The 24151-nt window shown below is 41.6% G+C and carries 18 protein-coding genes; 10 read left to right on the forward strand and 8 right to left on the reverse strand.

The annotated features are described in order from the left end of the window. Window positions 1–88 precede the first annotated feature (88 nt). The 6 genes from aroB to pilM all read right to left on the reverse strand — a co-directional run bounded on the left by aroB (window position 89) and on the right by pilM (window position 5060). The gene (gene aroB / locus AAC155_RS13595) at window positions 89–1177 is read right to left on the reverse strand and encodes a 3-dehydroquinate synthase (protein ID WP_113042775.1); all 1089 of its coding nucleotides are present in this window, start codon (window positions 1175–1177) and stop codon (window positions 89–91) included. A 47-nt stretch (window positions 1178–1224) separates the two neighbouring features. Continuing rightward, window positions 1225–1746 carry a shikimate kinase AroK gene (gene aroK / locus AAC155_RS13600; protein ID WP_011144496.1) on the reverse strand — a complete coding sequence of 174 codons (522 nt, stop codon included), beginning with the start codon at window positions 1744–1746 and terminating at the stop codon, window positions 1225–1227. A gap of 370 nt (window positions 1747–2116) precedes the next feature. Further along, complete coding sequence (pilQ, locus tag AAC155_RS13605) at window positions 2117–3151, reverse strand: type IV pilus secretin PilQ (protein WP_113042777.1); 1035 nt, start codon at window positions 3149–3151, stop codon at window positions 2117–2119. Beyond that, window positions 3144–3689 carry a hypothetical protein gene (locus AAC155_RS13610; RefSeq protein WP_113042779.1) on the reverse strand — a complete coding sequence of 182 codons (546 nt, stop codon included), beginning with the start codon at window positions 3687–3689 and terminating at the stop codon, window positions 3144–3146. The genes pilQ and AAC155_RS13610 overlap by 8 nt, the downstream gene beginning before the upstream one ends. Next, the gene (locus AAC155_RS13615) at window positions 3676–4227 is read right to left on the reverse strand and encodes a PilN domain-containing protein (protein WP_113042781.1); all 552 of its coding nucleotides are present in this window, start codon (window positions 4225–4227) and stop codon (window positions 3676–3678) included. The genes AAC155_RS13610 and AAC155_RS13615 overlap by 14 nt, the downstream gene beginning before the upstream one ends. A gap of 2 nt (window positions 4228–4229) precedes the next feature. Continuing rightward, entirely contained in the window at window positions 4230–5060 is an 831-nt protein-coding gene (gene pilM, locus AAC155_RS13620) for a pilus assembly protein PilM (RefSeq protein WP_113042783.1), read from the reverse strand. 121 nt (window positions 5061–5181) lie between these two features. Between pilM and mrcA the strand changes: the two genes are divergently transcribed. Further along, the gene (mrcA, locus tag AAC155_RS13625) at window positions 5182–7710 is read left to right on the forward strand and encodes a peptidoglycan glycosyltransferase/peptidoglycan DD-transpeptidase MrcA (protein ID WP_113042785.1); all 2529 of its coding nucleotides are present in this window, start codon (window positions 5182–5184) and stop codon (window positions 7708–7710) included. Between the two features lie 42 nt (window positions 7711–7752). Here the strand turns inward: mrcA and nudE are convergent, their stop codons facing one another. Continuing rightward, window positions 7753–8301 carry an ADP compounds hydrolase NudE gene (nudE, locus tag AAC155_RS13630; protein ID WP_113042787.1) on the reverse strand — a complete coding sequence of 183 codons (549 nt, stop codon included), beginning with the start codon at window positions 8299–8301 and terminating at the stop codon, window positions 7753–7755. Between the two features lie 351 nt (window positions 8302–8652). Between nudE and AAC155_RS13635 the strand changes: the two genes are divergently transcribed. The 4 genes from AAC155_RS13635 (at window position 8653) to pckA (ending at window position 13988) form a co-directional block, all read left to right on the forward strand. After that, entirely contained in the window at window positions 8653–10785 is a 2133-nt protein-coding gene (locus AAC155_RS13635) for an intracellular growth attenuator family protein (protein ID WP_113042789.1), read from the forward strand. 57 nt (window positions 10786–10842) lie between these two features. After that, the gene (gene hslR, locus AAC155_RS13640) at window positions 10843–11259 is read left to right on the forward strand and encodes a ribosome-associated heat shock protein Hsp15 (protein ID WP_113042791.1); all 417 of its coding nucleotides are present in this window, start codon (window positions 10843–10845) and stop codon (window positions 11257–11259) included. A 22-nt stretch (window positions 11260–11281) separates the two neighbouring features. Continuing rightward, window positions 11282–12154 carry an Hsp33 family molecular chaperone HslO gene (gene hslO / locus AAC155_RS13645; protein WP_113042793.1) on the forward strand — a complete coding sequence of 291 codons (873 nt, stop codon included), beginning with the start codon at window positions 11282–11284 and terminating at the stop codon, window positions 12152–12154. Window positions 12155–12368: 214 nt separating this feature from the next. After that, a complete protein-coding gene (gene pckA, locus AAC155_RS13650) occupies window positions 12369–13988 on the forward strand; it encodes a phosphoenolpyruvate carboxykinase (ATP) (RefSeq protein ID WP_113042795.1) in 1620 nt (539 codons plus the stop codon). A 47-nt stretch (window positions 13989–14035) separates the two neighbouring features. Here pckA and AAC155_RS13655 read toward each other — a convergent pair whose 3' ends face one another. Continuing rightward, entirely contained in the window at window positions 14036–14731 is a 696-nt protein-coding gene (locus AAC155_RS13655; RefSeq protein ID WP_113042797.1) for a pirin family protein, read from the reverse strand. Window positions 14732–15422: 691 nt separating this feature from the next. Between AAC155_RS13655 and AAC155_RS13660 the strand changes: the two genes are divergently transcribed. From AAC155_RS13660 to AAC155_RS13680, 5 genes are all read left to right on the forward strand, one after another. Further along, window positions 15423–16787, forward strand: a complete 1365-nt coding sequence (locus AAC155_RS13660) for a sensor histidine kinase (RefSeq protein WP_113042799.1) — start codon at window positions 15423–15425, stop codon at window positions 16785–16787. Then, window positions 16787–17413, forward strand: a complete 627-nt coding sequence (locus tag AAC155_RS13665; RefSeq protein WP_113042801.1) for a response regulator transcription factor — start codon at window positions 16787–16789, stop codon at window positions 17411–17413. The genes AAC155_RS13660 and AAC155_RS13665 overlap by 1 nt, the downstream gene beginning before the upstream one ends. A 107-nt stretch (window positions 17414–17520) precedes the next feature. Next, window positions 17521–18012, forward strand: coding sequence for a GlcG/HbpS family heme-binding protein (locus tag AAC155_RS13670; RefSeq protein WP_113042803.1), 492 nt, complete (start codon window positions 17521–17523; stop codon window positions 18010–18012). A 969-nt stretch (window positions 18013–18981) separates the two neighbouring features. Next, window positions 18982–22254, forward strand: a complete 3273-nt coding sequence (gene pulA / locus AAC155_RS13675; protein WP_113042805.1) for a pullulanase-type alpha-1,6-glucosidase — start codon at window positions 18982–18984, stop codon at window positions 22252–22254. Between the two features lie 408 nt (window positions 22255–22662). Further along, window positions 22663–24123, forward strand: coding sequence for a DUF3375 domain-containing protein (locus AAC155_RS13680; RefSeq protein WP_113042807.1), 1461 nt, complete (start codon window positions 22663–22665; stop codon window positions 24121–24123). Window positions 24124–24151 lie beyond the last annotated feature (28 nt).

The raw sequence follows: 24151 nt of genomic DNA on the forward strand, positions 1-24151 counted from the left end.
TTATTTTATGACATAACAACCAGATGGATGCAAAAAAACATTTAATTTAATGCTATAAGTATACAACTTACTTAAAATTTACACACTTTCATAGTAAACACTGACGGATAGCGTCAAGAACACAGTTGTGTTCAATATCTGAGCGGAGATCAGCTTTACCTATTTTTGTTGGAAGAACCAGTCGTAATTTACCTGCTATAACTTTCTTATCTCGCATCATATGTGGGAGGTAGGCTTCTGGTGGCATGTTTTGTGGCCCGTGTACAGGCAGATTTGCCCGCTCCAACAATCGGATAATACGTTGAATATCCTGTTCAGAGAAATTATCAACAAGTTGAGCTGTTCTTGCTGCCATGACCATTCCGGCGGCAACGGCTTCCCCATGTAACCAGACACCATATCCCATTTCTGTTTCGATGGCGTGACCGAAGGTGTGACCAAGATTCAGTAGGGCACGTAAGCCACTCGATTCTTTCTCATCTGCTGCGACAACTTCAGCTTTCAATTCGCAGCAACGACGGATGCAGTAAGTCATTGCTTGGCTGTCAAGAGCCAGGAGTTTATCCATATTATCTTCAAGCCAGCTAAAAAATACGCTGTCGAGAATGATACCGTACTTGATGACCTCAGCCAGACCGGAAGAGAGTTCGCGGGCTGGAAGCGTTTGCAGGCAATTAAGATCGACCATCACAGAGACTGGTTGATAGAATGCACCTATCATGTTCTTGCCAAGGGGATGGTTTACTGCGGTTTTTCCTCCGACAGAGGAATCAACCTGGGCAAGAAGGGTGGTAGGCATTTGAATAAAATGGACACCACGTTGATAACAGGCAGCGGCAAAACCAGTTAAATCACCGATTACGCCGCCACCGAGAGCGATAAGCGTTGTGTCCCGGCTATGGTTATTTTCCAGCAAGGCAGAAAATACGTCATTTAATACAGAAAGAGATTTGTACTGTTCACCATCAGGTAGAACCACTTCATCTACCCGAATCCCGGTTTGCTGCAAGGTGGCTTTTACTTTTGCCAAATACAGCGGAGCTAGGGTTTGATTCGTCACCAGCATAACTTGCTGGCCTGCTTTCAATGGTGCAAAAGCAGAAGGATCGTCAAATAGCCCTTTTGCAATGGTAATTGGGTAACTACGTTCCCCTAAAGTGACAGTGATCTTTTCCATAAGCAGCCTTCGCCTTAATTATTTATCGCTGTACAGACTTGCTTGAATCAGTTTTTTTCCAGTAACTCAATGATTTGGTTAGCGACAACTTTAGCGCTCTGTTCATCGGTACGGATAGTGACATCAGCAATTTCCTCATACAGAGGATTACGTTCGTTTGCTAAATTTTCTAAAACTTCACGTGCTGGTGCATCAACTTGAAGTAAAGGACGTTTTTTATCGCGCTGAGTGCGTGCTAACTGTTTTTCAATGGTGGTTTCCAAGTAGACCACGACCCCACGGGCAGACAGACGATTACGGGTTTCTCTGGATTTCACAGAACCTCCGCCAGTCGCCAGTACAATGCCTTGTTTTTCAGTGAGTTCGTTAATCACTTTTTCTTCGCGTTCGCGGAAGCCTTCTTCGCCTTCCACATCGAATACCCAGCCCACGTCAGCTCCGGTACGTCGCTCAATTTCTTGATCGGAGTCGTAAAACTCCATATTGAGTTGCTGAGCTAACTGACGACCAATAGTGCTTTTGCCGGCACCCATAGGCCCAACCAGAAAGATATTACGTTTCTCTGCCATGTTTTTGGTATTACTAAGACTATTCGTTAATGATAACCCGCCCCGCTAATCAAAATCAGCAGCGGGACCTAAACTGAAACCTCATGAGCGGTAATGTGAGATCAGATAACAAAATTATCTCAGTACATCAGCCAGTTTTGCAACTATATAAATCAACGACGAGCTTTTTGTGACGGAAGCTCTGGTTTCATTGGCTGATTATTGTGATGTTAAACCCGACCACTCAATTAGTTAACTCTTGTATGCTAAATCGGACTCAGCGTCAAATCTATAAACAGGATTAGTTGGAAAAATCTGCGCATCATCATACGGAACAGTTAAATTTTTTATATCCAACTCACTGATATAACGGTTATATTTTTATTTTTGATCAAATGTCCATCAATTGAGGTGTAATAAATATGACTAACTCACGTCGGCTGTGTTTATGACCTTTTTGGTTGAATAATGAGCCGATTAGTGGGATGTCCGATAGATAAGGGACCTTCTGGGTTTGCTCGCCTTTTTTCTGTTGAAAAATTCCACCGAGAATAAGTGTTTCACCATTTTTTACAGTAACTTGAGTTATTATTTCCTGTTTGTCGATGGTTAAATTCTCACCTCCTCCTTGACTTATTGAGATCCCTGGCATGTTTTGACTGATTTTCAGAGAGAGCCTGATTTTGTTTTTTCTCAGTATATGGGGTGTGACTTCCATTCCTAGTACGGCTTCTTTAAATTGCACGGTACTTTTCTCTTTTTCTTGGCTGATGTAAGGAATATCAGAGCCTTGCTTGATGCTGGCTAACTGTTGATGAGAGGCGGTTAGTCTTGGGCTAGCGATAATATCTAGTTGGTTTTCTTGTTCTAAGGCACTGAGCTCCATTTCCAGCAAACTGGTGTGAATGCGGGCAATATTGAACGCAAATCGATGCATGTTATCGCTGGCTGCTTGGTTGATATTGAGTCGGTTTATACCAGTTGATGTATTAATCTGCTCTCCTATCGGCATACCCCAGTAAATGCCGAGTTCATGTAATGCTTCTCGGCTACTGGTCACGATATGTGCAGTAATCTGCACTTGCTGCTGTGGTGTATCTATCTCTTTCAACCAGCTTTTTATCTGTGCGATGGCGATGGGGGTATCCTGTAAAATTAAACTGTTAGTTTCAGGATCAAAATCAACTTTACCTTCTTTTGTTATCAGTGCGGGCGTATTTTGCCTGAGATTCATGGCGATTCTTTCTGCATCTGCATATTGTAATACGGTTGAGAGGGACTGAATTTCGGTCTCATTGACTGATTGATCAAATAACTCAACCGATTGCTCTTCTGTCTCTATCATCGGGGGAGTAAAAGGATTTCTTATTTCTGCAACAACAATAGCGGGCAGAAAAAGGATAAACAGAATAAATTTTTTAGTCATAAAATTCCTCATGTGAGGTTTCTGACAGGGTGATTTTGACGTTTAGGGATTCACCTGATGGTGAAATGGAAAGCTGTTTAATCAGCAGCGGTGGATATAACGCTTGTAACGCCTCAAGAAAACTTAGCATCTGTTCGTAGTTCAAATAAATTGTGATTTGCCAGAGCGTTTTTTCCCCTTCTTTTTTACGTTGCCACTCAAGAACTTGTGCGCCAGAGTTTATCAATGGCTGTTGTAATTGTTTTATTGCGGTAATTTTTACCTCATTTTGTCGCGGCTTACTGAGTCCATTTTCTATTTGGTTGATGTGTTGTTGTATATCTTCCAATAGCGGTAGCTGATTTAGTCGTTCATTAGCTGCTTTGGTATTGATTTGTTGAGCTGCTATTTTTTGTGTCAGGCTACTTCGCTGTTCAGCTCTTTCTTGCCAGAAGAAGAGATAAAACAGAATCAGAAATGGCATGATAATAGCTTGCTGCCAGATAAAGAGCAGCCAGGTTGGTTTGGCAAACCACCATAGATAGTCACTTTTTATCATCGGATATCTCCGTCTGCCAGTTAGCGTCAATAATAAATTGTCTAATTTGTTGTTCGGTAGTGGTCATCTTTTTTAGTTGAATTTCAGACAATTGCCCGTTGTTTTCAAGATTATCCAGCAGAGACGTCATACTGGAATAATCCAGACTATTAGCAACCAGTTTTAATTGACCTGCCTGATCATCGAAAGCGGTTAACCAACTTCCTTCCGGTAATAATTCAGGTAATTCATTGAATAATTGCCAATGTTGTTGGTTCTGTTTCAGCCACGTTTGTTGTTGTTTTAATTTATAGGCCAGTTTGTTGTGAAGATTAACCGCCTCCTCTGTCTGAGTTATCTGTTGTTGCAAATATAATTGTTGCTGGTTGAGTTGCTGCCATTGTCTTTGATACTGGTTAATCGTTTCCTGTTGTTTTAATAACATCCAGACGAGCATTGTCAGCCACAATATCAATTGCAATAAGAGAAGAATCGCCCACCAACGATAACGATGTTTTAGCCGGGTTTGGCGCCAAGGTAGAAAATTAACCTGATACATCGTTACTTATCATCCGGTCTGAGTGCTAAACCACCAGCTATCACATATTTCATCAGTTGGATTGGCAGTGGTGGTTGATAGTGACGAAATGCTGTCAACATATCCCAAGAGTAAGTTCCTTCAGGTAGGGCTTCTTGTTGGTAGCTACTGTAGTAAACAGGCTGTTCAGCCATAGATGAAGTAAATAATTGACGGATAATCTGCTGTGGAGAAACAGCCGTATTTGCTGATACTAGATCATAAGCGAAGGGGACATTGGCAGGAGATACCCATAGCCAGCCAGATTGTTGCCTGTGTAACAGCCAACTATCAGCGGGAACGCCAGCATATTGCGCTATATAGCGTAGGGCACAGGGGGCAATATCAATGGCGTCTGGAAATATTCCTGCTTGTGCAAGACATTGTAGCCAGAGGTTGAGATCTTTCTGGCGAGCGGCGCTGATGTAGGCGTTTTGTTCAATAATACGGTAATCCAGCGCTAGTTCTCGGGTGTTAAAGGGAAATTGTTTCTCGGCACTGGCGTTGATAAACCAGCCTTGTTCCGGCTCTTTAAGATTGATATCTGGAGGTAAAATCAGACTCTTCTGCAATGTTTGTTGTACAGGTAGGGCGAGTCTGAAACTGATTTTTTTAGGTAATTCTTGGCGCCATTGATTTAAAATATCACATAATATTTCTGGCCGTTGTAAACGGCCCTCTGGCATGACCGCGTCAGATAAAAGATATTGCCAGCAGTGGCGAAGCTGCCAGCCATCTCGGCGTTTTATAGCTGCGACGGCGCGAAGGATGCCATTTTGGATGTCCAATCCGACATACCATTTTGGTGAATACATAACTATCGATCTCCATATCAGTAATTTTAATAAAAGACCATATTCAAGGTGCTGTGTAACCTTTATACTACGCGCCGATTGTTTATAAACCACCCGACTAACATGGCATGGGAAATTTCAGGTGAAGTTCGTAAAGTATTTTCTAGTCTTTGTCGTGAGTTGCATTTTTCTGGGAACAGCCTCGATTTTTGGTATGTACAAATATATCGAGCCTCAGTTACCTGATGTGGCGACATTAAAGGATGTTCGATTACAGACACCAATGCAGGTGTTCAGTGCAGATGGCGAGCTTATTGCCCAATATGGTGAAAAACGCCGTATGCCTCTTGAGCTGTCCGAAATTCCATCCATTATGGTGAAGGCGTTCATTGCAACGGAGGACAGCCGTTTTTATGAACATCACGGGGTTGATCCTGTAGGGATTATCCGGGCAGCCTCTGTCGCGATGAGTTCAGGTCATGCATCACAAGGGGCAAGTACCATTACTCAGCAACTGGCGAGAAATTTCTTTCTCACTCCTGAGAAGACGTTGATGCGTAAAATCAAGGAAGCTTTTCTGGCCATCAGGATTGAGCAATTGCTGAATAAAGATGAGATCCTCGAACTCTATCTCAATAAAATTTACCTTGGTTACCGGGCTTATGGTGTTGGGGCTGCGGCTCAAGTTTATTTTGGTAAGAGTGTCAATGAGTTGACACTGAGTGAAATAGCCATGATTGCTGGTTTGCCAAAGGCACCTTCTACGTTTAACCCGCTTTATTCTTATGGCCGAGCGATTAACCGCCGTAATGTGGTTCTGAGCCGTATGCTCAATGAGGGCTATATTACTCAGCAGCAATATAATCAAGCTAGAAGTGAAAAGTTGGTTGCTAATTACCATGCACCTCAGATTGCTTTCTCTGCGCCCTATTTGTCCGAGATGGTGCGTCAGGAGATGATTGAGCGTTATGGTGAGAATGCTTATACCGACGGTTATAAAGTTTATACCACGATTACCCGTAAGCTTCAGTTAGCTGCCGTGGATGCGGTTCGTAATAACCTCATTGATTATGATGTGCGTCATGGCTACCGTGGGGCGCAGGAAGTTTTGTGGAAAGTGGGCGAACCTGCTTGGGATCGAGAACAGATTGTCAAGAAGCTTAAGACTTTACCAAATTATGGGTCGTTAATGCCGGCAGTAGTGACCAAAGCGGGTAGTGATCAGGCGATAGTGATGTTGCCTGATGGCAGCAGTGTAGAATTGTCCATAGCGGGTGTCCGTTGGGCCAGAAAGTTCAAATCTGATAGTGCTCAGGGTGCGATTCCTCGTAGTGTGAATGAAGTGGTTCAAGTTGGTGAACAGGTTTGGGTTCGGAAAGTAAAGGATATTTGGTGGTTGGCACAAGTGCCGGAAGCTAATGCTGCTTTGGTCTCTATTGATCCGAATGATGGTGCTGTGAAGGCGCTGGTTGGTGGGTTTGATTTCAACTTGAGTAAATTTAACCGTGTCACTCAGTCATTACGTCAAATTGGTTCTAATATTAAACCATTTCTCTATACCGCAGCGATGGATAAAGGGCTGACATTGGCTTCACTGCTGAATGACTTACCAATTAGCCGTTGGGATGCAGGAGCCGGTACTGATTGGCGCCCGAAAAACTCACCACCGACTTATGTTGGGCCAATCCGTTTGCGTCAGGGATTAGGGCAATCGAAGAACGTCGTGATGGTTCGAGCAATGCGAGCAATGGGAGTCGATTATGCCGCTGATTACCTGCAACGGTTTGGTTTCCCGGCACAAAATATAGTACGAACGGAATCTCTGGCTTTGGGCTCGCCATCATTCACACCAATGCAAATGGTACGAGGGTATTCTGTTATGTCCAATGGTGGCTATCTGATCGATCCTTACTTTATTACTAAGATTGAAAACGAAGATGGCGATGTTCTCTTTGAGGCTAAACCTAAAATTGCATGTCCGCAGTGCGATATTCCAGTAATTTATGGGGATACGGTACGTTCAATCGAACTGTCTGAAAACTCGATTGAGAATGTTGCTCAATCTCATGTCAGCCAACAAGAGATATTGCCGTTACCTGAATTGGAAAGAGCTCCGGTAATTGATAGCCGTGAAGGTGCGCAAGAATATGCTCCTCATGTTATCAGTACTCAGTTGGCATTTTTGATCCATGATGCTTTGAATAGCAATATCTTTGGTGAGCCGGGTTGGTCAGGTACGGGTTGGCGTGCTTCACGCGATCTGAAACGTCGTGATATTGGTGGCAAAACTGGGACAACTAATAGTTCAAAAGATGCTTGGTTCTCAGGTTATGGGCCAGATATTGTCACGACGGTTTGGATTGGTTTTGATGACCATCGTAGAAGCCTTGGCCGTACAGCAGCCAGTGGCGGTGAGGCGGGTGCTAAGAGTGCACAGCCAATTTGGGATGATTTTATGAAAATTGCGCTGGAGGGGGTTCCTGAAAAAGAAGTTACACCTCCTCCGGGGATTGTTTCTGCCGTGATAGATCGTAAAACAGGTAAACTTGCTGGTGGCGGCGGAGATACCCGTAGTGAATACTTCATTGACGGCACTCAACCTACAGAGAGTGCGGTGCAAGAAGTTGGCACAACTTTAATTGAGAATGGTGAAAGTCAGGAGTTATTCTGATGATAAAACAGGCACAACGAAGCGCTGTTGTGCCTGTGAACTTCAACGGTGTGTTAAGTATCTTTGTGCCAGAAATAGGGCGCAGACATTGCGTGCTTCGTTGAAATCAGCGTGATCCAGTAATGACATCATATCTGCTATCGGCCAACGTATTTGTGGTAGTGGTTCAGGTTCGTCCCCTTCCAGGCTTTCTGGATAGAGATTTTCGGCAATAACAATGTTCATTTTGCTGGAAAAATAGGATGGGGCCATAGTGAGTTTGGCTAATTGTTCTATTTTTCTGGCACCAAAGCTGACTTCTTCTTTTAACTCACGGTTAGCTGCTTCGAAGATACTTTCCCCAGGGTCAATCGCGCCTTTAGGAAAGCCCAATTCGTACTGTTCAATGCCGACTGCATACTCACGAATAAGTAGCAATTCATCCCCAATGACCGGGATTATCAGAACAGCTTCCCGATTGGCCGGACGCATCCGTTCATAAACGCGTTTTACGCCGTTACTAAATTCGAGATCAACTGACTGAATATGAAATAAACGTGAATGGGCAATGTCCTCTATGTTTAGGATTTTAGGGTTTTTCAGGTCATTCATAATTGCCCCTGATGATTTAATATTGGTTGAGTTGAGTGCCTGTGCATTATTACGTCATAAATTATTTCATTAACCTTAGATTTTATGATGAAATTAGGTACACTCCATAGCTTGACTAAATATGGCCGATTATTTTGATAAATGATAGTGATTATCGCTGGTTATTGTTGTTACTGTTATCTTTATTCTCTTTGGAAATAGATCTATGTTGTATATAGTTTAGTGCGTTATTATGTAACTCATTGTAAAATAAATTAAAAAAATAAATAGAAATAACCTAATTCAGAACTTAACGTGTAGTTGCTAATTTGCAAACAACAATAGCAAGATTGTCATAGGTATAGGGATAAAATGAGTGTAACAGTCGTTATATTGGCTATCTTGATAATTAGCCTGGTTGTCATGGCTTCCTTTCTGATTTTCAAATGGAAGCTACATGATAGCGCCCGTTATCTGCCTTCTGTTGCTGAACCAACTTATCGTAAACTTAATGCTGATGAATACCAGGCTATTGAATGTTATTTGAATCGAGTGTTGCCGCCAGTTGTAACAGACCGTATTAATAAAACAAGTTGGCCAATTCTGATGGGTAAAAATGATATGGTTTATACTATCTGTCATTCCATTACCCGGTTTTCTGTTGCCTCAGATGAACGACATAGCTGGCGTTATTATATTGATATGGCAGAAATTCATTTGCCGTTTTTCCTTGAGCCTTTTATTAAACAGCAGAATATTATTGATGTTGTTCACACTGCGACAATACCACTGGTTGTTTCGATTAATGGTCACTTTCTGAAAGATTTTCAACAGGATTTTCCTTCTGCTCCGGTAATCTCAGATATATCTCATCAGCAGGCATCGATCCAAAAAAATGGTGAAACCAGCGTAAAGTTACAAAATATTCGTAAAGAGACATTGGAGGAATACCGGTTGAATCACTCATCGGGTATTTGGGAGGGGGGATTTTTGTGTTTCGGATTTTTCATTTGGTTTCTTGCGTTACTTTCACCGGCACTGCTTTTGCCGTGGCTGATGTTGATTGCAGGTAGTTTAGTCGTTGTCAGTTTTTGGCCATTACTTTGCCCACTTTCAATATGCAGGCGCCAGGATATTCACTGTCTTACCGGTATACCAAAACGATGGGGATTATTTGGCGAATTTGAACAAGGACAAATGAGTAATATTTCTCTTGGTGGGATTGATTTAATCTATCCTCCTCATTGGGAGCCCTATGTTGCTCACTATTTTGATCAGAAAACCAATATTGATATTTACACTAACGGTCAGGTAGTCAGGCAAGGGCATTATCTCTCTTTGCATGATGAAGAGAAAAATTACCCTTATCGTCGTTATGGAAAAAATCTCATGATGATCGTTAGCTGCTTGCTTATTATGTTACTACTCTATTTTTATCAGCCGGTTAGTGTACCGATGAAACTCAGTTTTGCTTGGTTGCGTGGCAGCATCACAAAAGTTATCACTGACGTTGATATGATAGAAGGGATGGAATTGCGAGTTGGGGATATCCTAAAAGCAAAAGGGATTGGTATGTGTTATATGCCCCCAAACAATATGAACGGTAAAGGCGACACCTATTTTTCTCCGTTAGATTGTTCGGGGATATATTGGAATAGGGTTAATCCACTGCCAATACCAGAATCAGAAATTATAGAAAATGCAGCTAAACTGATCGCGACTGTTAATAAACAATTACGTTTACAGGAAAATGACGATGTAATAAATCCAGACCTTACTCAGGAGATTTTCAAATCTAGTATGATCTTATTGGAAGATTTCTCTGATATTGTATTGAAAACTAAAAAACTATGTGAAAAAGAAACAGACTGTTTACGATTGAAAAATGCTTTGGTTAACCTGGGTAGTGCTATTGATTGGCTAACTTTGTTAAAGAATGCAGAAAGTGGCAAACTGGATGGCATTCATGTTTTATTGCGCCCGGCAGGTGCTGAAGCTTTAGGGAAATTGGTTGATGCGACGACATCATCATTTATCTACCGGGAAATAGATAAAGTTGCAATGCTGCTTAATAGCCCTTCTCCTGGCGGTGTTCTACTTATCAGTGATGAAGGCAAACAACTGGTTGAATATATAACGCCAGCCATCATCTCTTATGACCATAGTGTGTTGGAAGATCATAGTGCGTTGGAACAATGGCGTGAGTTACAGCGGTTATCGGATATGGTATTGCAAACACCCTTTGAGACAACGGGAATTGTCATGGAATTGTCCGTAGATAGTAATGGAACCCGCCGGATTGTGCTGCATAGTGAACTAGATACCATGACACTTGCTCGTTGTATTGGTACCACTATTTTATTCTTGGCTCTTTTTACGACCTTAATCATTAATTTTGTGCTGGTTATTAAGAAAAATCGGCAGAATAAACAACGTATAAACAAAATCAGTCAATATTACGATAACTGTTTTAATACACTTTTTCCGCCTACGCATTGGCGATAATCGACAATGGCATGTTAGGATTTATTTTATTTGCCGAAGCTGATAGTGAGAGGAAAAATGAAGGGTAATTCAGACTCCGATCAAGCTGTCCGTCTGGATAAGTGGCTGTGGGCGGCTCGTTTTTATAAAACACGGGCTATTGCACGGGAAATGATAGACGGTGGTAAAGTTCACTATAATGGTCAAAGAAGTAAACCGAGTAAATTGGTTGAACTAGGGGCTGCAATTAAACTGCGTCAGGGTAATGATGAACGTATAGTTGAAGTTCTTGCACTAAGCAATCATCGGCGCGGTGCGCCGGAGGCGCAACAACTTTACCAAGAGACGGAAGCGAGTATTACTAACCGGGAAAAAATGGCAATTGCTCGAAAAATGAATGCATTAACTATGCCTCATCCTGATCGCCGGCCGGATAAAAAAGAAAGACGCACGCTGATTAAGTTTAAAAACGATAAATTAAGTGGGCAGGAATAACCTGCTCGAATGAGAGAGAGATATGTTTAAACAAGACCAATTACACCGCTTTTTATTTGAGAATTATTCTGTACGTGGTGAGCTGGTTTTAGCCAGTGAGACTTACCAGAATGTTTTGGATAATCATGATTACCCGCAGCCGGTACAGCAATTATTGGGAGAACTGTTGGTAACAACTAGTCTATTAACTGCAACCCTGAAATTTGATGGCGATATTACGGTTCAGATTCAGGGAGATGGCCCGGTCAAATTAGCCGTTATTAATGGTAATCATCAGCAACAAATGCGTGGTCTCGCTCGTATTGATGGATTAGTGACTGAAAATAGCAGCTTGAAACAGATGGTGGGTACAGGCTATATGGTTATTACCATTACACCGACTCATGGTAAGCGTTATCAGGGAGTGGTTGCGTTGGAAGGTGAAACACTGGCGGATTGCCTTGATGATTATTTCAGACAGTCTGAACAGCTACCCACTCGTCTATTTATCCGTACAGGCATTCAGGATGGAAGAGTTGCTGCTGGTGGTATGTTGTTACAAATTCTGCCAACAGCGGAGCAGGGGAGTGCAGAAGCTTTTGATCATCTGGTGCAACTTACCGCAACCATTAAAGGTGAAGAGTTATTTTCATTGGAAGTTAAGGAGATCTTGCACCGCCTTTATCATGAGGAGGATGTCATATTATATGAACCACAAGCGGTTGAATTCCGTTGTACTTGTTCTCGCCAACGTTATGCTGACACATTAGTCACACTTTCCGATGAGGATGTTAATCATATTTTGCAGAAAGATGGCGCCATTGATATGGCGTGTGAGTATTGTGGCACGCACCATATTTTTGATGCTGATGATCTTGCTGCAATCAGAACAGAAAAAAAGAATCAGCTCCATTGATATTCTATCTAAACAAATTTTCTCACCTTTTAAGGCGCGGATTCGCGCCTTTCTAGCAATATCCATAATACTCAAAACTGCTTTTGTGCCTTTGGCCCCAGATTAAACTTAAAAAAATAGTGGGTTTTCAATTTTTTGATAACTATCGCTGTTAATTAATCATAACTATTTATTATTGCTCACAGAAAAAGCGTGACTACCCAGGAGCAATAACATGAGTGTTAAAGGTATTACCCCGCAGGAACTCGCGGACTATGGAATCCATGATGTTAATGAAATTATTTATAATCCAAGCTATGAGTTGTTATTTTCAGAAGAAACCAAACCTTCACTCGAAGGCTGCGAGAGTGGCACTCTGACCAACCTGGGGGCTGTGGCTGTCGATACAGGGATCTTCACGGGGCGTTCCCCCAAAGATAAGTACATTGTTCGTGATGATGTCACCCGTGACACCGTATGGTGGGCTGACCAGGGAAAAGGTAAAAATGATAACAAGCCATTACAGCAGGAAACATGGACATACCTGAAAGGCTTGGTAACTAAACAGCTTTCAGGCAAACGTTTGTTTGTAGTTGATGCTTTCTGTGGTGCTAATGCAGATACACGATTGAAAGTCCGCTTTATCACAGAAGTTGCGTGGCAGGCCCACTTTGTTAAAAACATGTTTATCCGTCCGTCAGATGAAGAGTTGGCTGAGTTCAAACCAGATTTTATTGTGATGAACGGTGCAAAATGCACCAACCCGCAATGGCAAGAGCAGGGTTTGAACTCTGAAAACTTTGTCGCGTTTAACCTGACAGAGCGTATACAGCTTATTGGTGGTACCTGGTACGGTGGCGAAATGAAGAAAGGGATGTTCTCTATGATGAACTACCTGTTGCCACTGAAAGGAATTGCTTCGATGCACTGTTCTGCCAACGTGGGTGAAAAAGGGGACGTTGCGGTTTTCTTCGGCTTGTCTGGTACAGGTAAAACCACACTTTCTACTGATCCAAAACGTAAGCTGATTGGTGATGATGAGCACGGTTGGGATGATGACGGTGTATTCAACTTTGAAGGTGGTTGTTACGCGAAAACCATCAATCTGTCCAAAGAAGCGGAACCTGATATCTACAATGCGATTAGACGTGATGCGTTGCTGGAAAATGTTACTGTACTGACAGATGGCACGGTTGATTTCCATGATGGTTCAAAAACTGAAAACACCCGTGTTTCTTATCCTATCAACCATATTGAAAACATTGTTAAGCCGGTTTCCAAAGCGGGCCATGCAACTAAGGTCATCTTCTTGACTGCGGACGCATTTGGTGTGTTACCTCCGGTATCTCGTTTGACACCCGAACAGACTCAATATCACTTCCTATCTGGTTTTACGGCAAAATTGGCAGGTACCGAACGTGGTGTGACTGAACCAACACCTACATTTTCTGCTTGTTTTGGTGCCGCATTCCTGACTTTGCATCCAACCCAATACGCGGAAGTCTTGGTAAAACGTATGCAGGCCGCAGGTGCTAAGGCTTATCTGGTGAATACTGGCTGGAATGGGACGGGTAAACGAATCTCGATTAAGGATACCCGTGGGATCATTGATGCCATCTTAAATGGTGATATTGAAAAAGCTGATACCATTACATTACCTATTTTCGATCTAGCGGTTCCGACAGCGTTACCGGGTGTGGATACCGATATTCTTGATCCACGTAAGACTTATGCAGATAAATCTCAATGGGAAGAGAGGGCGAAAGATTTGGCTCATCGCTTTGTCGACAACTTTGATAAATATACCGATACACCGGCGGGAGAAGCTTTAGTGAAAGCAGGTCCTAAACTGTAATTGTGAATTTTTTAGCCTCATCCGTTAGGGTGAGGCTTATTTGATATTTATATTGGAGGAAGGTCAAACAACAATATTTCACTATCACTGCTGCTGCTAAGTTGAATATTGACTTCATCTCGAATAGCCAGACCATCGCTGGTGGTGGCTTTGACGCCATTAACCGTCACTTCGCCACGAATGACTTGTATCCAAATATAACGGCCTTTTTCTGCGACATATTCGGCGGTTTCGTGATCCTCAAGTACCCAACGCCATAAAGTCATATCCTGAAATACTTTTAGTGAACCACCCCGCGCATCAGGCGAGAGCACCAGTTGGCGGCCTTGTACATCATCAAAGCGACCTTGTTCGTAGCGCGGTGTTAAACCCGTTTTACTTGGGATGATCCAAATTTGATACAGATGCAATTGGCGATCACTGTTCGGATTGTATTCTGAGTGGCGAATGCCGGTACCTGCGCTCATAATTTGGAATTCACCAGCAGGTACTCGCTCTTTATTTCCTATACTATCCTGGTGTTCAACGGCGCCAGAAAGAACATAGGTCAGTATTTCCATATCCTTATGCGGATGGGTACCAAAACCTTGACCTGCTTTGATGAAATCTTCATTAATGACTCTCAATGCTGAGAAATTCATAAAATTAGTATCGTAATAGCTGGCAAATGAGAAGGTATGCCAACTAGTTAACCAGCCATGATCGGCATGGCCGCGATCTGATGCTTTGCGTAAATGGATCATATTTAAATCTCCTCAATGGTTTTTACAGTCTAATTGAGAAGAGATAGCATTAAAGCTTAAAAATCTGACTTAAAAATTCAAATATTTTAAACAAAGGGTGACTGGATTAATTAATAAAAAGAAGCCAGCACTTGGCTGGCTAAAGTAAACACTGGAAGCAATGTGAGCAATGTCGTGCTTTCATCTGTACCCTGAAGGCAGTTCATCTGAAAGCGATACGAATGATAATAATTATCACTATCGATTGTAAAGTGTTTTTTCTGGTCAAATATAGAATAATGGTGAGGATTTATCTTAACTATTTGATAAATATTGCTATTTTTTTAGATATCGGTGTGATGTCCAAGGGAAAGAAAACCCTTTCATCGAGTCGATTTATTAGGTGATTACCTTAGATTATTCAGTAAATTTGACATGATATTAAGAGCCTTGACAGGGGTCACCGAAACTCTTATCTGGGGTCTATCTATCGAAATAATTTGATCAGGGGCATGAAACATGCTTAGACAAAATAAGCTAGAGCTGGAGTTTCATTTACCATAGGCAACTATTTATTTTAAGAAATGTTTTGATGAAATAATTACGCTATAACGAATTTTAATATGCTGCTCGATGCCAAATGTTCTCTAAAATTCAACTCATTCTGTTTAATAGCCGTTTCTTTTATATATTCTGACTGTACTTTAACGTCATGAAAGATATCTTTTCAGGTAATCATATGTGGCATTTTTTAGCGTGGGTTGTGTTAACAGGTTTGACTATTTTGGGAATGATTAATCATTCACTAAATCAGAATTATCAACAACAAACAGTTTCATTTAATATTCTTTATCGAGAGCTGAGTGAAAAGCTGGCACAACATGACGCGATTGTATCACTAACGGATACTAATATCGAATTAGATCAGCTACAGGAAAATTTTCCACAAATCGTCGGATTACAAGAGATGCCAATGAATGTATTAATATTCCCTATAATCAGTGAAGAGGGAGAGGGAAGATATTGGCTTAATAGTAAACGCGATAATATCCGGTTATTAATAGATCTTAATATCTTAATGAAAGATCTATCATTATTTTCACAATTTCGAATGGTACAACTGGATTGGAATAATCGCCCATTGATTACGTATGGACTGGAGAAAGAGCACTATTTTTGGAACTGGGAGAAAAAGTTAACCAATCGTTTTCAGCCTTTTGTGCTTAAAGTGGGTAACGATCAACAATGGTCTAAAATTCCGTGGGGTTATATTGCTTGTCTGAGTTTTTTATGGGCAGTGATTATCTGTTTTATCTTTTTAATTCAGAAGAATAAAAGATTGAGGAAAATTGCTGATTTACGAGCACATTTCTTTGAATTTACTCGCTTAAATACAATGGATGAAGTGGCAACAGGTGTTGTTCATGAATTAAATCAGCCTTTGACGGCAATTATGAGTTATAACCAAACCGCATTGCGGTTAATGAAAAAGCAGCAATATGATAAAGTAACGTTAATACTGGATTCATCAATTTTGCAAACTCAACGAATCGCAAATTTATTAACGCAGTACCGTCAAAAACTGACGACGGGTAGTATTATTTTACAATCTGTAAATATTTTACCGATATTAGGTCGAGTTGAGATATTGCTCGAAAATGAAATTAAGGCGGGTAAGATTAAGATAATAAAACATATTTGTGATGAATTGCCAATGATATCTGCCGAGCCATTGTGGATTGAGCAAATATTTCACAATTTAATCAGTAATGCTATTCAGGCGCAGCAAGGTCAAAGTCGGTCAGAATATCAAAATTGGATCCGCATCGATATCGCCTATATTAATGAAATGATAAAAATCATGATAACAGATGGTGGTCCTGGACTAAGTGATGAAGCTTTAAAAAACGTATTTATTCCATTCTTCACAACACGTCAACAAGGTATGGGGCTGGGAATGACGTTAACAGAAACATTAATTCATAAACTTGGTGGTGATATTAATGCTGAAAATTGTGAAACAGGAGGAGCGCGTTTTATTATTTGGTTACCAACTAATAAAGGTAAGGAGAAGTAATGGCGGCAGTGATTTATCTTATTGATGATGATGAAGCGATCCGTGACTCATTATCTATGTTATTAGAAACAATGAATTGGCAGGTAATTTCATTTCCTGGTGCGCAAGAATTTCTTGATGAAATTGGCAGTAAGAATATTGCAGCGCTTCAGGGGTGTATTTTATTGGATATTCGTATGCCGGGAAAACCTGGATTGGCATTGCAGGACGATCTTTTAAAACTCAATAGTACATTACCGGTTATTATCATGACAGGACACGGAAATATTGATATTTGTCGTCGTGCTTTTAAGAACGGTGCTTTCGAGTTTTTAACCAAACCTATTGATGCAGATTTACTCATTGAAACAGTATCAAGTGCATTATTATTTCATCAGAAAGTATTTAAGCAACGTCAGATATATGAGCAGTTAAAAGCTAAATTTAGCCAGTTATCTGAACGTGAAAGGGAGGTGATGAAAATTATTTTGGAAGGTAAAACCAGCAAACAAATTGCTCAACAGTTATCATTATCACCACGTACTATTGAGGTTCATCGAGCCAATATATTTCATAAATTGGATATACATTCTTTACCGCAGTTAGTCAAAGAGTATGAATTATTTAAGTCATTTTCTTATGACTAAGTATTTCTACTGAGTCGAATAAGTAATTGGACGAATAGCTATAGCCGATAAATCTCATTAAGTTAGAACAGGATAATTCATCAACTTAAACTTAATGAGGTTTACCTATGAAACATTCTCTTTTCTATACTGTCCTGGCAGCAGGTTTATTCGCTCAATCTGCTTTTGCTTCATCATTAATTACTGAACGTAATATTACTCTTGAGGTAGCGAATAAATTAGCTTCTGAGGCAATTCAGTCCTGTAAATCGAATAATTATAACGTGGCGGTTTCTGTTATTGATAAAAGTGGGGTTTTAAAAGCGGTTCAGCGTATGGATAAAGCCGGGTTGCATACCGTTGAGGCGAGCAAAATGAAAGCTTATACTGCGTTATCTACTCAGAGAACATCAGAGGACGTAATGAAAACCGCACAATCAAATCTTGGTGCTCAATATTTAGGGGATATTCCAGGTTTCCTATTACTCGGTGGTGGTGTTCCTGTTAAATCTGGTGATGAAGTGATTGGTGCAATTGGTATTGGTGGTGCACCGAGTGGTTCTTTAGACCAACAGTGTGCTCTTGATGCAATTCAGAAAATTTCATCAGAGTTATCTTAATCATAATGATTTATAAAATGTACGGGATAACGATAATGAATTAAATATCTATTTCTACTTATGATTAAAATATTCGTTATGTTGATATTAGGAATATGGAATTTAGGTTTAATATCTTTCATTATCGTAATTTGCATAGAGGCAATAACTGGAATTAAATTATTGCCTTTCATTGATTTTGTTTATGGTTAATAGGTCATATTTAGCCTCATTTTTATTTTAAAATAGCAATTTTATAATAAATATATTCTTGGATAATATATATAATTAGTTCTGTTGTTGATTTTATAATAATATTGCAAATTAAAATATTGTAATAGGCATTTGGAAAATTTATTGAATTGAATGTTATTTCAATTTAGTTAGCTCTATAGATATTCTTCTAGATTATCATTCTATACCCTATGGATTTCAAGATGCATCGCGACGGCAAGGGAACGAATCCCCGGGAGCATAGATAACTATGTGACCGGGGTGAGTGAGTGCAGCCAACAAAGAGGCAACTTGAAAGATGACGGGTATATAACACTATAATATCGCTATCTCTATAGTTCATATCCTGTCATTTAAGTTGTTTATAAAACCCTATTATATTACGATTCTAAATTATAATGGAAAACCAATTTTAATCTTAACAGCTTCTCATAGTGATGAGTTTGGCTTTAATTGGGATGAAAATATAAATGGACGTAGAAGGACAAACTTTACGCAGGTGTAGGTCCTGTAACAAGTTACACTTATATCTAATGGAATAATACAAATAAATTCACACTAGGCTTATGTAATAAAAGATTATTACATTATTATCGTGCGCAATATCACGAAAAAGTATCTCCTCCTAACGTCTCCTCCCTCTTAGTATCAAAACTAGGAGGATGCTGACTCATCTGAGACATTATTTAATATTTCATTCCTATTTTATTAACAATAATATCGGCGACGATTTATTTCTATTAAAAAGGTCTGATTATGGTAGCTCCCTTCTGGAAAAGGGCTTACCTAGCCCTATTAAGCAGCACATTCGTTTTGCTACTGGCTAGCTGTGATAACAATCGTTCTTTACCCAAAACCCCGGAGGAACCGATGGCGCATATCCCTAATAAAATACCCAGTGAAGCTGCTACTGCTGGCAATTTTCAGGCAGTGATCCACTTGGTGGACATTGCTAAATTAAGTCAAAGCCCAACAACGAACCGTGACTACAGTACCAACACCCTCTACTTATGGAACGATAAAAATTGTGATGCCTTGGCTTCCCCTTCATCAAGCTGGAACGACACCAGTGCAACTCCCACGGGTAGCGATAGTTATGGGCCTTACTGGGTGATACCGTTAACCAAGAACGAGGGCTGTATCAATTTTATTGTGCGTGATGGTAACAACAATAAATTGATCGACAGTGACCTGAAAGTCTCCTTCTCCGATTTCAGTAATCGTACCGTTTCTGTGATACCCGGCAATTATCAAATTTATGGCAGTCGTGCAGCAGCCTTTAATTCTGTGTTTGGTGTTTCTCAGGCTTCGGCACATTGGGTCGACAACCAGACGTTGTTATGGTCGGGTGGAGCGGATAAGCCTGATGTCCGCTTATATTACAACCGGAATGGCAAGGTGGAAGCTAATGATGAAGGGAACTTCATCGATAGTTATCTAACGTTAACGCCGACGACCCTGAGCCAGAAGACGGCTGAGCGATTCCCGCATTTGAAGAAATTAACAGCGTTCCGCCTACCAGAGGATACGGATGTTGATACACTGCTTACCGGTGATCTGGTGGCGTTGGCTACCAATGAAACTGGCTTGCTCTTGTCGGCTACTCAAGTACAAACGGCTGGTGTGTTGGACGACCGCTTCGCTAACGCTGCTGACACACTGGAATATGGAGCGTTAATCAACGATACCGGTGTTACCTTCCGTTTGTGGGCGCCTACTGCTCAACATGTTGGGTTGGTTATCTATGATGCAAATAAACAGGTCATTGCCAATCATGCAATGAATCGTGATCCTGTTAGTGGTTCCTGGTCATGGCAAGGTGATAAAGAGCTGGTTGGTGCTTACTACCGCTATGCTTTAACGGTATACTATCCATATTTCCGTAATGTGGAGCACTACGAGGTTACCGATCCCTATTCCCACAGTTTGTCTACCAATTCGGAGTACAGTCAAGTCATCAATTTAAATGACGAGGCACTGAAACCACAAAATTGGGATAGCCTGATCATGCCGCGTTCGCAAAATACACCGGCGGACATTGCGCGTATGACCATATATGAAGCTCATGTTCGTGATCTCTCTGTTGCAGATGGCACGGTACCAGAAACTTGGCGTGGTAAGTATTTAGCTCTCACCGCTGACAACAGCGATATGTTCAAACACCTTAAGACATTGAGTCAGGCTGGAGTCACTCATATAGAGCTGTTGCCAGTATTCGATGTGGCTTCCATTAATGAATTCAGCAATGAAGTGGCTGATCTGAATCACCCGTTTAGCCGTTTGTGCCAAGTCAACCCAAAGGTGAAGAGCAGCCGTTTCGCTGGTTATTGCAATAGTTCACAGACTGTGGGTGAAGTGTTGCAGGAGCTGAAGAGCGGTGACAATGCTAATAACCCGCAGGTACAAGAACTGAATGCAATGATTGCAGAAACTGACTCCTACAACTGGGGCTACGATCCGTTTCATTACTCGGTACCGGAAGGTTCTTATGCTACAGATGCGGAAGGTTCGGTACGTATAAAAGAGTTTCGCGCCATGATTCAGGCCATCAAGCAACAATTGGGGATGAATGTGATCATGGACGTGGCGTATAACCATACCAACGCAGCCGGGCCGACGCCCCGATCCTCAGTATTGGATAAGGTCGTGCCTTGGTACTATCATCGTTTGGATGAGATTACGGGCAATGTTGAATCTAACACTTGTTGTCACGATACGGCTCCAGAGCACCGCATGTTTGCTAAACTCATTGAAGATTCGTTGGTGACTTGGGTTAAGGACTATAAAATCGACGCGTTTCGATTTGACTTAATGGGCTATCATCCCAAGGCCCAGATTTTATCAGCACTAGCAAAAGTACGTAGGATTAATCCATCGGTCTACTTCTTCGGTGAAGGTTGGAATTCCGGGCAGGATGACCGTTTCGAGATTGCTTCACAGATTAATCTTAAAGGCACTGGAATTGGTACTTTCTCTGATCGACTGCGCGACGCGGTACAAGGTGGTGGGCCGTTTGATTCCGCTGACACTATTCGTATTAACCAGGGAGTGGGCAATGGCGCGGGAACGTTACTGAACGAAATGGCTTGGTTAGATGCTAATGAGGTGCGTCATCTGGCGGATCTGGTACGTCTTGGCATGGCGGGCAATTTGGCTGATTTTGTGATGATCGATAAAGATGGGACGGTAAAAACGGGTAGGGAAATTAACTACAAAGGCGCTATAGCCGGTTATGCCGCTGATCCCATTGAGGTGATTAATTATGTCTCTAAGCACGATAACCAAACGCTGTGGGACATAATCAGCTACAAAGCTGCACGTGAGGCGAATCTGGCAACACGAGTTCGTATGCAGGCAATATCCCTCGCCACGACATTCCTTGGGCAAGGATTGGCCTTTGCTCAACACGGATCGGAATTACTACGTTCAAAATCTTTTACCCGCGATTCCTATAATTCCGGCGATTGGTTTAACCGTGTTAGCTACACCTACCAGGATAACAACTATGATGTTGGTATGCCGGATCAGCGTGTTGATGGCGAAAATTATGCATTGATTGAAAAAGTGAAAAATGTGGTAGATAAACCGGGCCGGACTGAATTATTACAGATGGCGGCTTTTTATCAGGAATTGTTGCGCTTGCGTCAATATTCACCACTGATGACTCTTGGTGATGGTGCATCGGTTAAACAACGTGTTGATTTCCGTAACGTTGGGCCGCATCAGCAGCTTGGGTTGCTGGTGATGACCATAGATGATGGTAATACTACTGGTGATGACCGTGATTCGCGATTTGACGGTTTGGTGGTGATGATTAATGCGGCTCCACATCCTGCCACAGTAAGAGATATTAACGTCAAAGGGTTGAAGTTGAATAATATTCAAAGGGAACTGGGCCATACATCTCTGGCGGCGGGTACCAGAATTGCGAAAGATGGCGCGGTCACGCTGCCGGCTTGGTCAGTAGCGGTGCTGGTTTTGCCGCAAGATGGGAAGCGCGGTACTGGTTTGCCTGTTCGTAGAAAGTAACGCGTAGGCGTTTTCCATTGTTTGTATCGGGGCGGTTTGTCCAGACCGCTCATTTTTACCTTGAAAGGGTACTCCCACCGCTTTTCTTGTTGATGATAATTAAGACATTGTTTATCTTCTTATTATCTGTCTGCGCTAGCAGTTTTTGTTTTTCACCATCATGTTGCCGCTATTCTTCAAAAATAGGTGAGTTTAATAAGTTTAATTCTCCCATTGGTCGCAACGCTGAATAGTTTAAAAGTCAGTAATTTGTGTTGACATAATAAAAAAATATGATGATATGGTTTTATTTGATTGTATCGATTGTAAATTATACAAAATTCTTGGTGGTGGCTTTTTGGAAAGAATGGCAGTGGGCCAATGCTCATCTAATCGCTTTTTATTCATCACCACACAGAGGGAGGCAAGTTGAATTTCCAAGGGTTGCAGGCAAAGTACCGCCGTCTATTTCAGGAAAGTGCTGCCTGGAAACTGTTAAGAGCTGATAATGCTCCTATAATTTTGGCATTTTTGGGGGAGTTATTTTCCGAGGATAGTGAAGTCCCTTTTAGTCGTGCCCGCGTGTCACTTGATGCAGAGTTGGTACGCTGCCGTGAACTTGGCCTTTGGGAAACTGAAACGGGAGCGGGTACTTATCTCAATAAATGGATTCGGGAAGGCTGGTTGCGTGAGATGGATGACACATTAACTAAAACGGATGCCAGTGAAATTGCACTCCGTTTTAGCCAGGGGCTTGATGAACGCAATTCAGGAACCACTGCGTCTCATCTTCGAATTGTACAGGAAGCGGTTAGGGACTTCGCAGTAGCGATTAGCCCAAATGCCGATGAGCGTGTCGCGCTTTTGGAAGATAGAAAATCCGAGATTCAAAGAGAGATTGATGCTCTGAGAGCTGGCATCGTGACCGAATTAACCAAGGCTGAGCAGCGGGAAAGAATTCGTGAAATTTACCAACTGGCTTCTGTTTTAACGGGTGATTTTCGCCGTGTTGAAGATGAAATTCGTCAGTTGGATCAGGAAATTCGTATTCAAATTATTGAGGGGGATTCCACCAGAGGAGATATCCTTCTTTCTGTTTTAGAAAAAGAAGCATTACTGGCTAAAACGGATGCCGGTAGTGCGTTTGAAAGTTTTTTTGATTTGTTATGTGATCAAAATAGAACTATGGAGCTACGAGATCAGCTTCGAAGTATTTTAAGTCGTCCGGTCGCAGAACACTTAAGTACCCAGCAGCGGCAATTCTTAAGTCAGCTTATGAGAGAACTGAGTCGCGAGAGTGACAGAGTTTTTCAAATCAGGCGAAGAACGGAAGAGAGTTTGCGTGCTTACATAGAGAGTGGTACTGCTCAAGAAAATCGTGCGGTTGATAGATTGCTTGGTCAATTGGAACGACTCGCCATTGAATTAAAGAACTCAGGTTATGACTTACAAACGGCAACAACTCTGTCACTACCCGTTGGCGCGGCAAGTATTAGCTCTCCTGAAAGCATGCTGCTTAAATCACCTGATGAAAAGCTGGATACTTCAGGTGCTGAAGAACAGCTCAACTCTCGGGAACCGAGTATGCAAATGCTGGATTGCCTTGATGTTGTTCAAATTCGATTAATTGCTGAGAGGGCGTTAGCAACGTTAAAAGAGTTTGGTCCAATGACGATTGCGTCTATTGCAAATTATCAGCCGATTAATTCAGGGTTGGAGGAGTTAGTTGCCTATTTGCGGGTGGCCAAATCTGTCGGGGCTGCATTATTGGAAGAAAAGGAATCAATTGAAATCAGTGATAAACGGGGAGTTCGCTTGCGGGCGTCTATACCCACTTTCTTGCTGAGTGCTGACCTGTTTCCAGACAGTTTGGATGAATTGGTTCTTTAGAGTGAATAGAAAATGGTTGTATATATAT

This window comes from Photorhabdus sp. HUG-39, assembly GCF_963878365.1.
Taxonomy (GTDB): Bacteria; Pseudomonadota; Gammaproteobacteria; order Enterobacterales; family Enterobacteriaceae; genus Photorhabdus; species Photorhabdus kayaii.

Coding starts and splice junctions, on each gene's coding strand:
- AAC155_RS13610 (WP_113042779.1), bottom strand. CDS start 3,689: ATGATAAAAAGTGACTATCTATGGTGGTTTGCCAAACCAACCTGGCTG.
- AAC155_RS13670 (WP_113042803.1), top strand. CDS start 17,521: ATGAAACATTCTCTTTTCTATACTGTCCTGGCAGCAGGTTTATTCGCT.
- AAC155_RS13665 (WP_113042801.1), top strand. CDS start 16,787: ATGGCGGCAGTGATTTATCTTATTGATGATGATGAAGCGATCCGTGAC.
- aroB (WP_113042775.1), bottom strand. CDS start 1,177: ATGGAAAAGATCACTGTCACTTTAGGGGAACGTAGTTACCCAATTACC.
- pckA (WP_113042795.1), top strand. CDS start 12,369: ATGAGTGTTAAAGGTATTACCCCGCAGGAACTCGCGGACTATGGAATC.
- pilM (WP_113042783.1), bottom strand. CDS start 5,060: ATGTATTCACCAAAATGGTATGTCGGATTGGACATCCAAAATGGCATC.
- hslO (WP_113042793.1), top strand. CDS start 11,282: ATGTTTAAACAAGACCAATTACACCGCTTTTTATTTGAGAATTATTCT.
- pilQ (WP_113042777.1), bottom strand. CDS start 3,151: ATGACTAAAAAATTTATTCTGTTTATCCTTTTTCTGCCCGCTATTGTT.
- AAC155_RS13635 (WP_113042789.1), top strand. CDS start 8,653: ATGAGTGTAACAGTCGTTATATTGGCTATCTTGATAATTAGCCTGGTT.
- AAC155_RS13660 (WP_113042799.1), top strand. CDS start 15,423: ATGAAAGATATCTTTTCAGGTAATCATATGTGGCATTTTTTAGCGTGG.
- nudE (WP_113042787.1), bottom strand. CDS start 8,301: ATGAATGACCTGAAAAACCCTAAAATCCTAAACATAGAGGACATTGCC.
- AAC155_RS13655 (WP_113042797.1), bottom strand. CDS start 14,731: ATGATCCATTTACGCAAAGCATCAGATCGCGGCCATGCCGATCATGGC.
- hslR (WP_113042791.1), top strand. CDS start 10,843: ATGAAGGGTAATTCAGACTCCGATCAAGCTGTCCGTCTGGATAAGTGG.
- pulA (WP_113042805.1), top strand. CDS start 18,982: ATGGTAGCTCCCTTCTGGAAAAGGGCTTACCTAGCCCTATTAAGCAGC.
- AAC155_RS13615 (WP_113042781.1), bottom strand. CDS start 4,227: ATGTATCAGGTTAATTTTCTACCTTGGCGCCAAACCCGGCTAAAACAT.
- aroK (WP_011144496.1), bottom strand. CDS start 1,746: ATGGCAGAGAAACGTAATATCTTTCTGGTTGGGCCTATGGGTGCCGGC.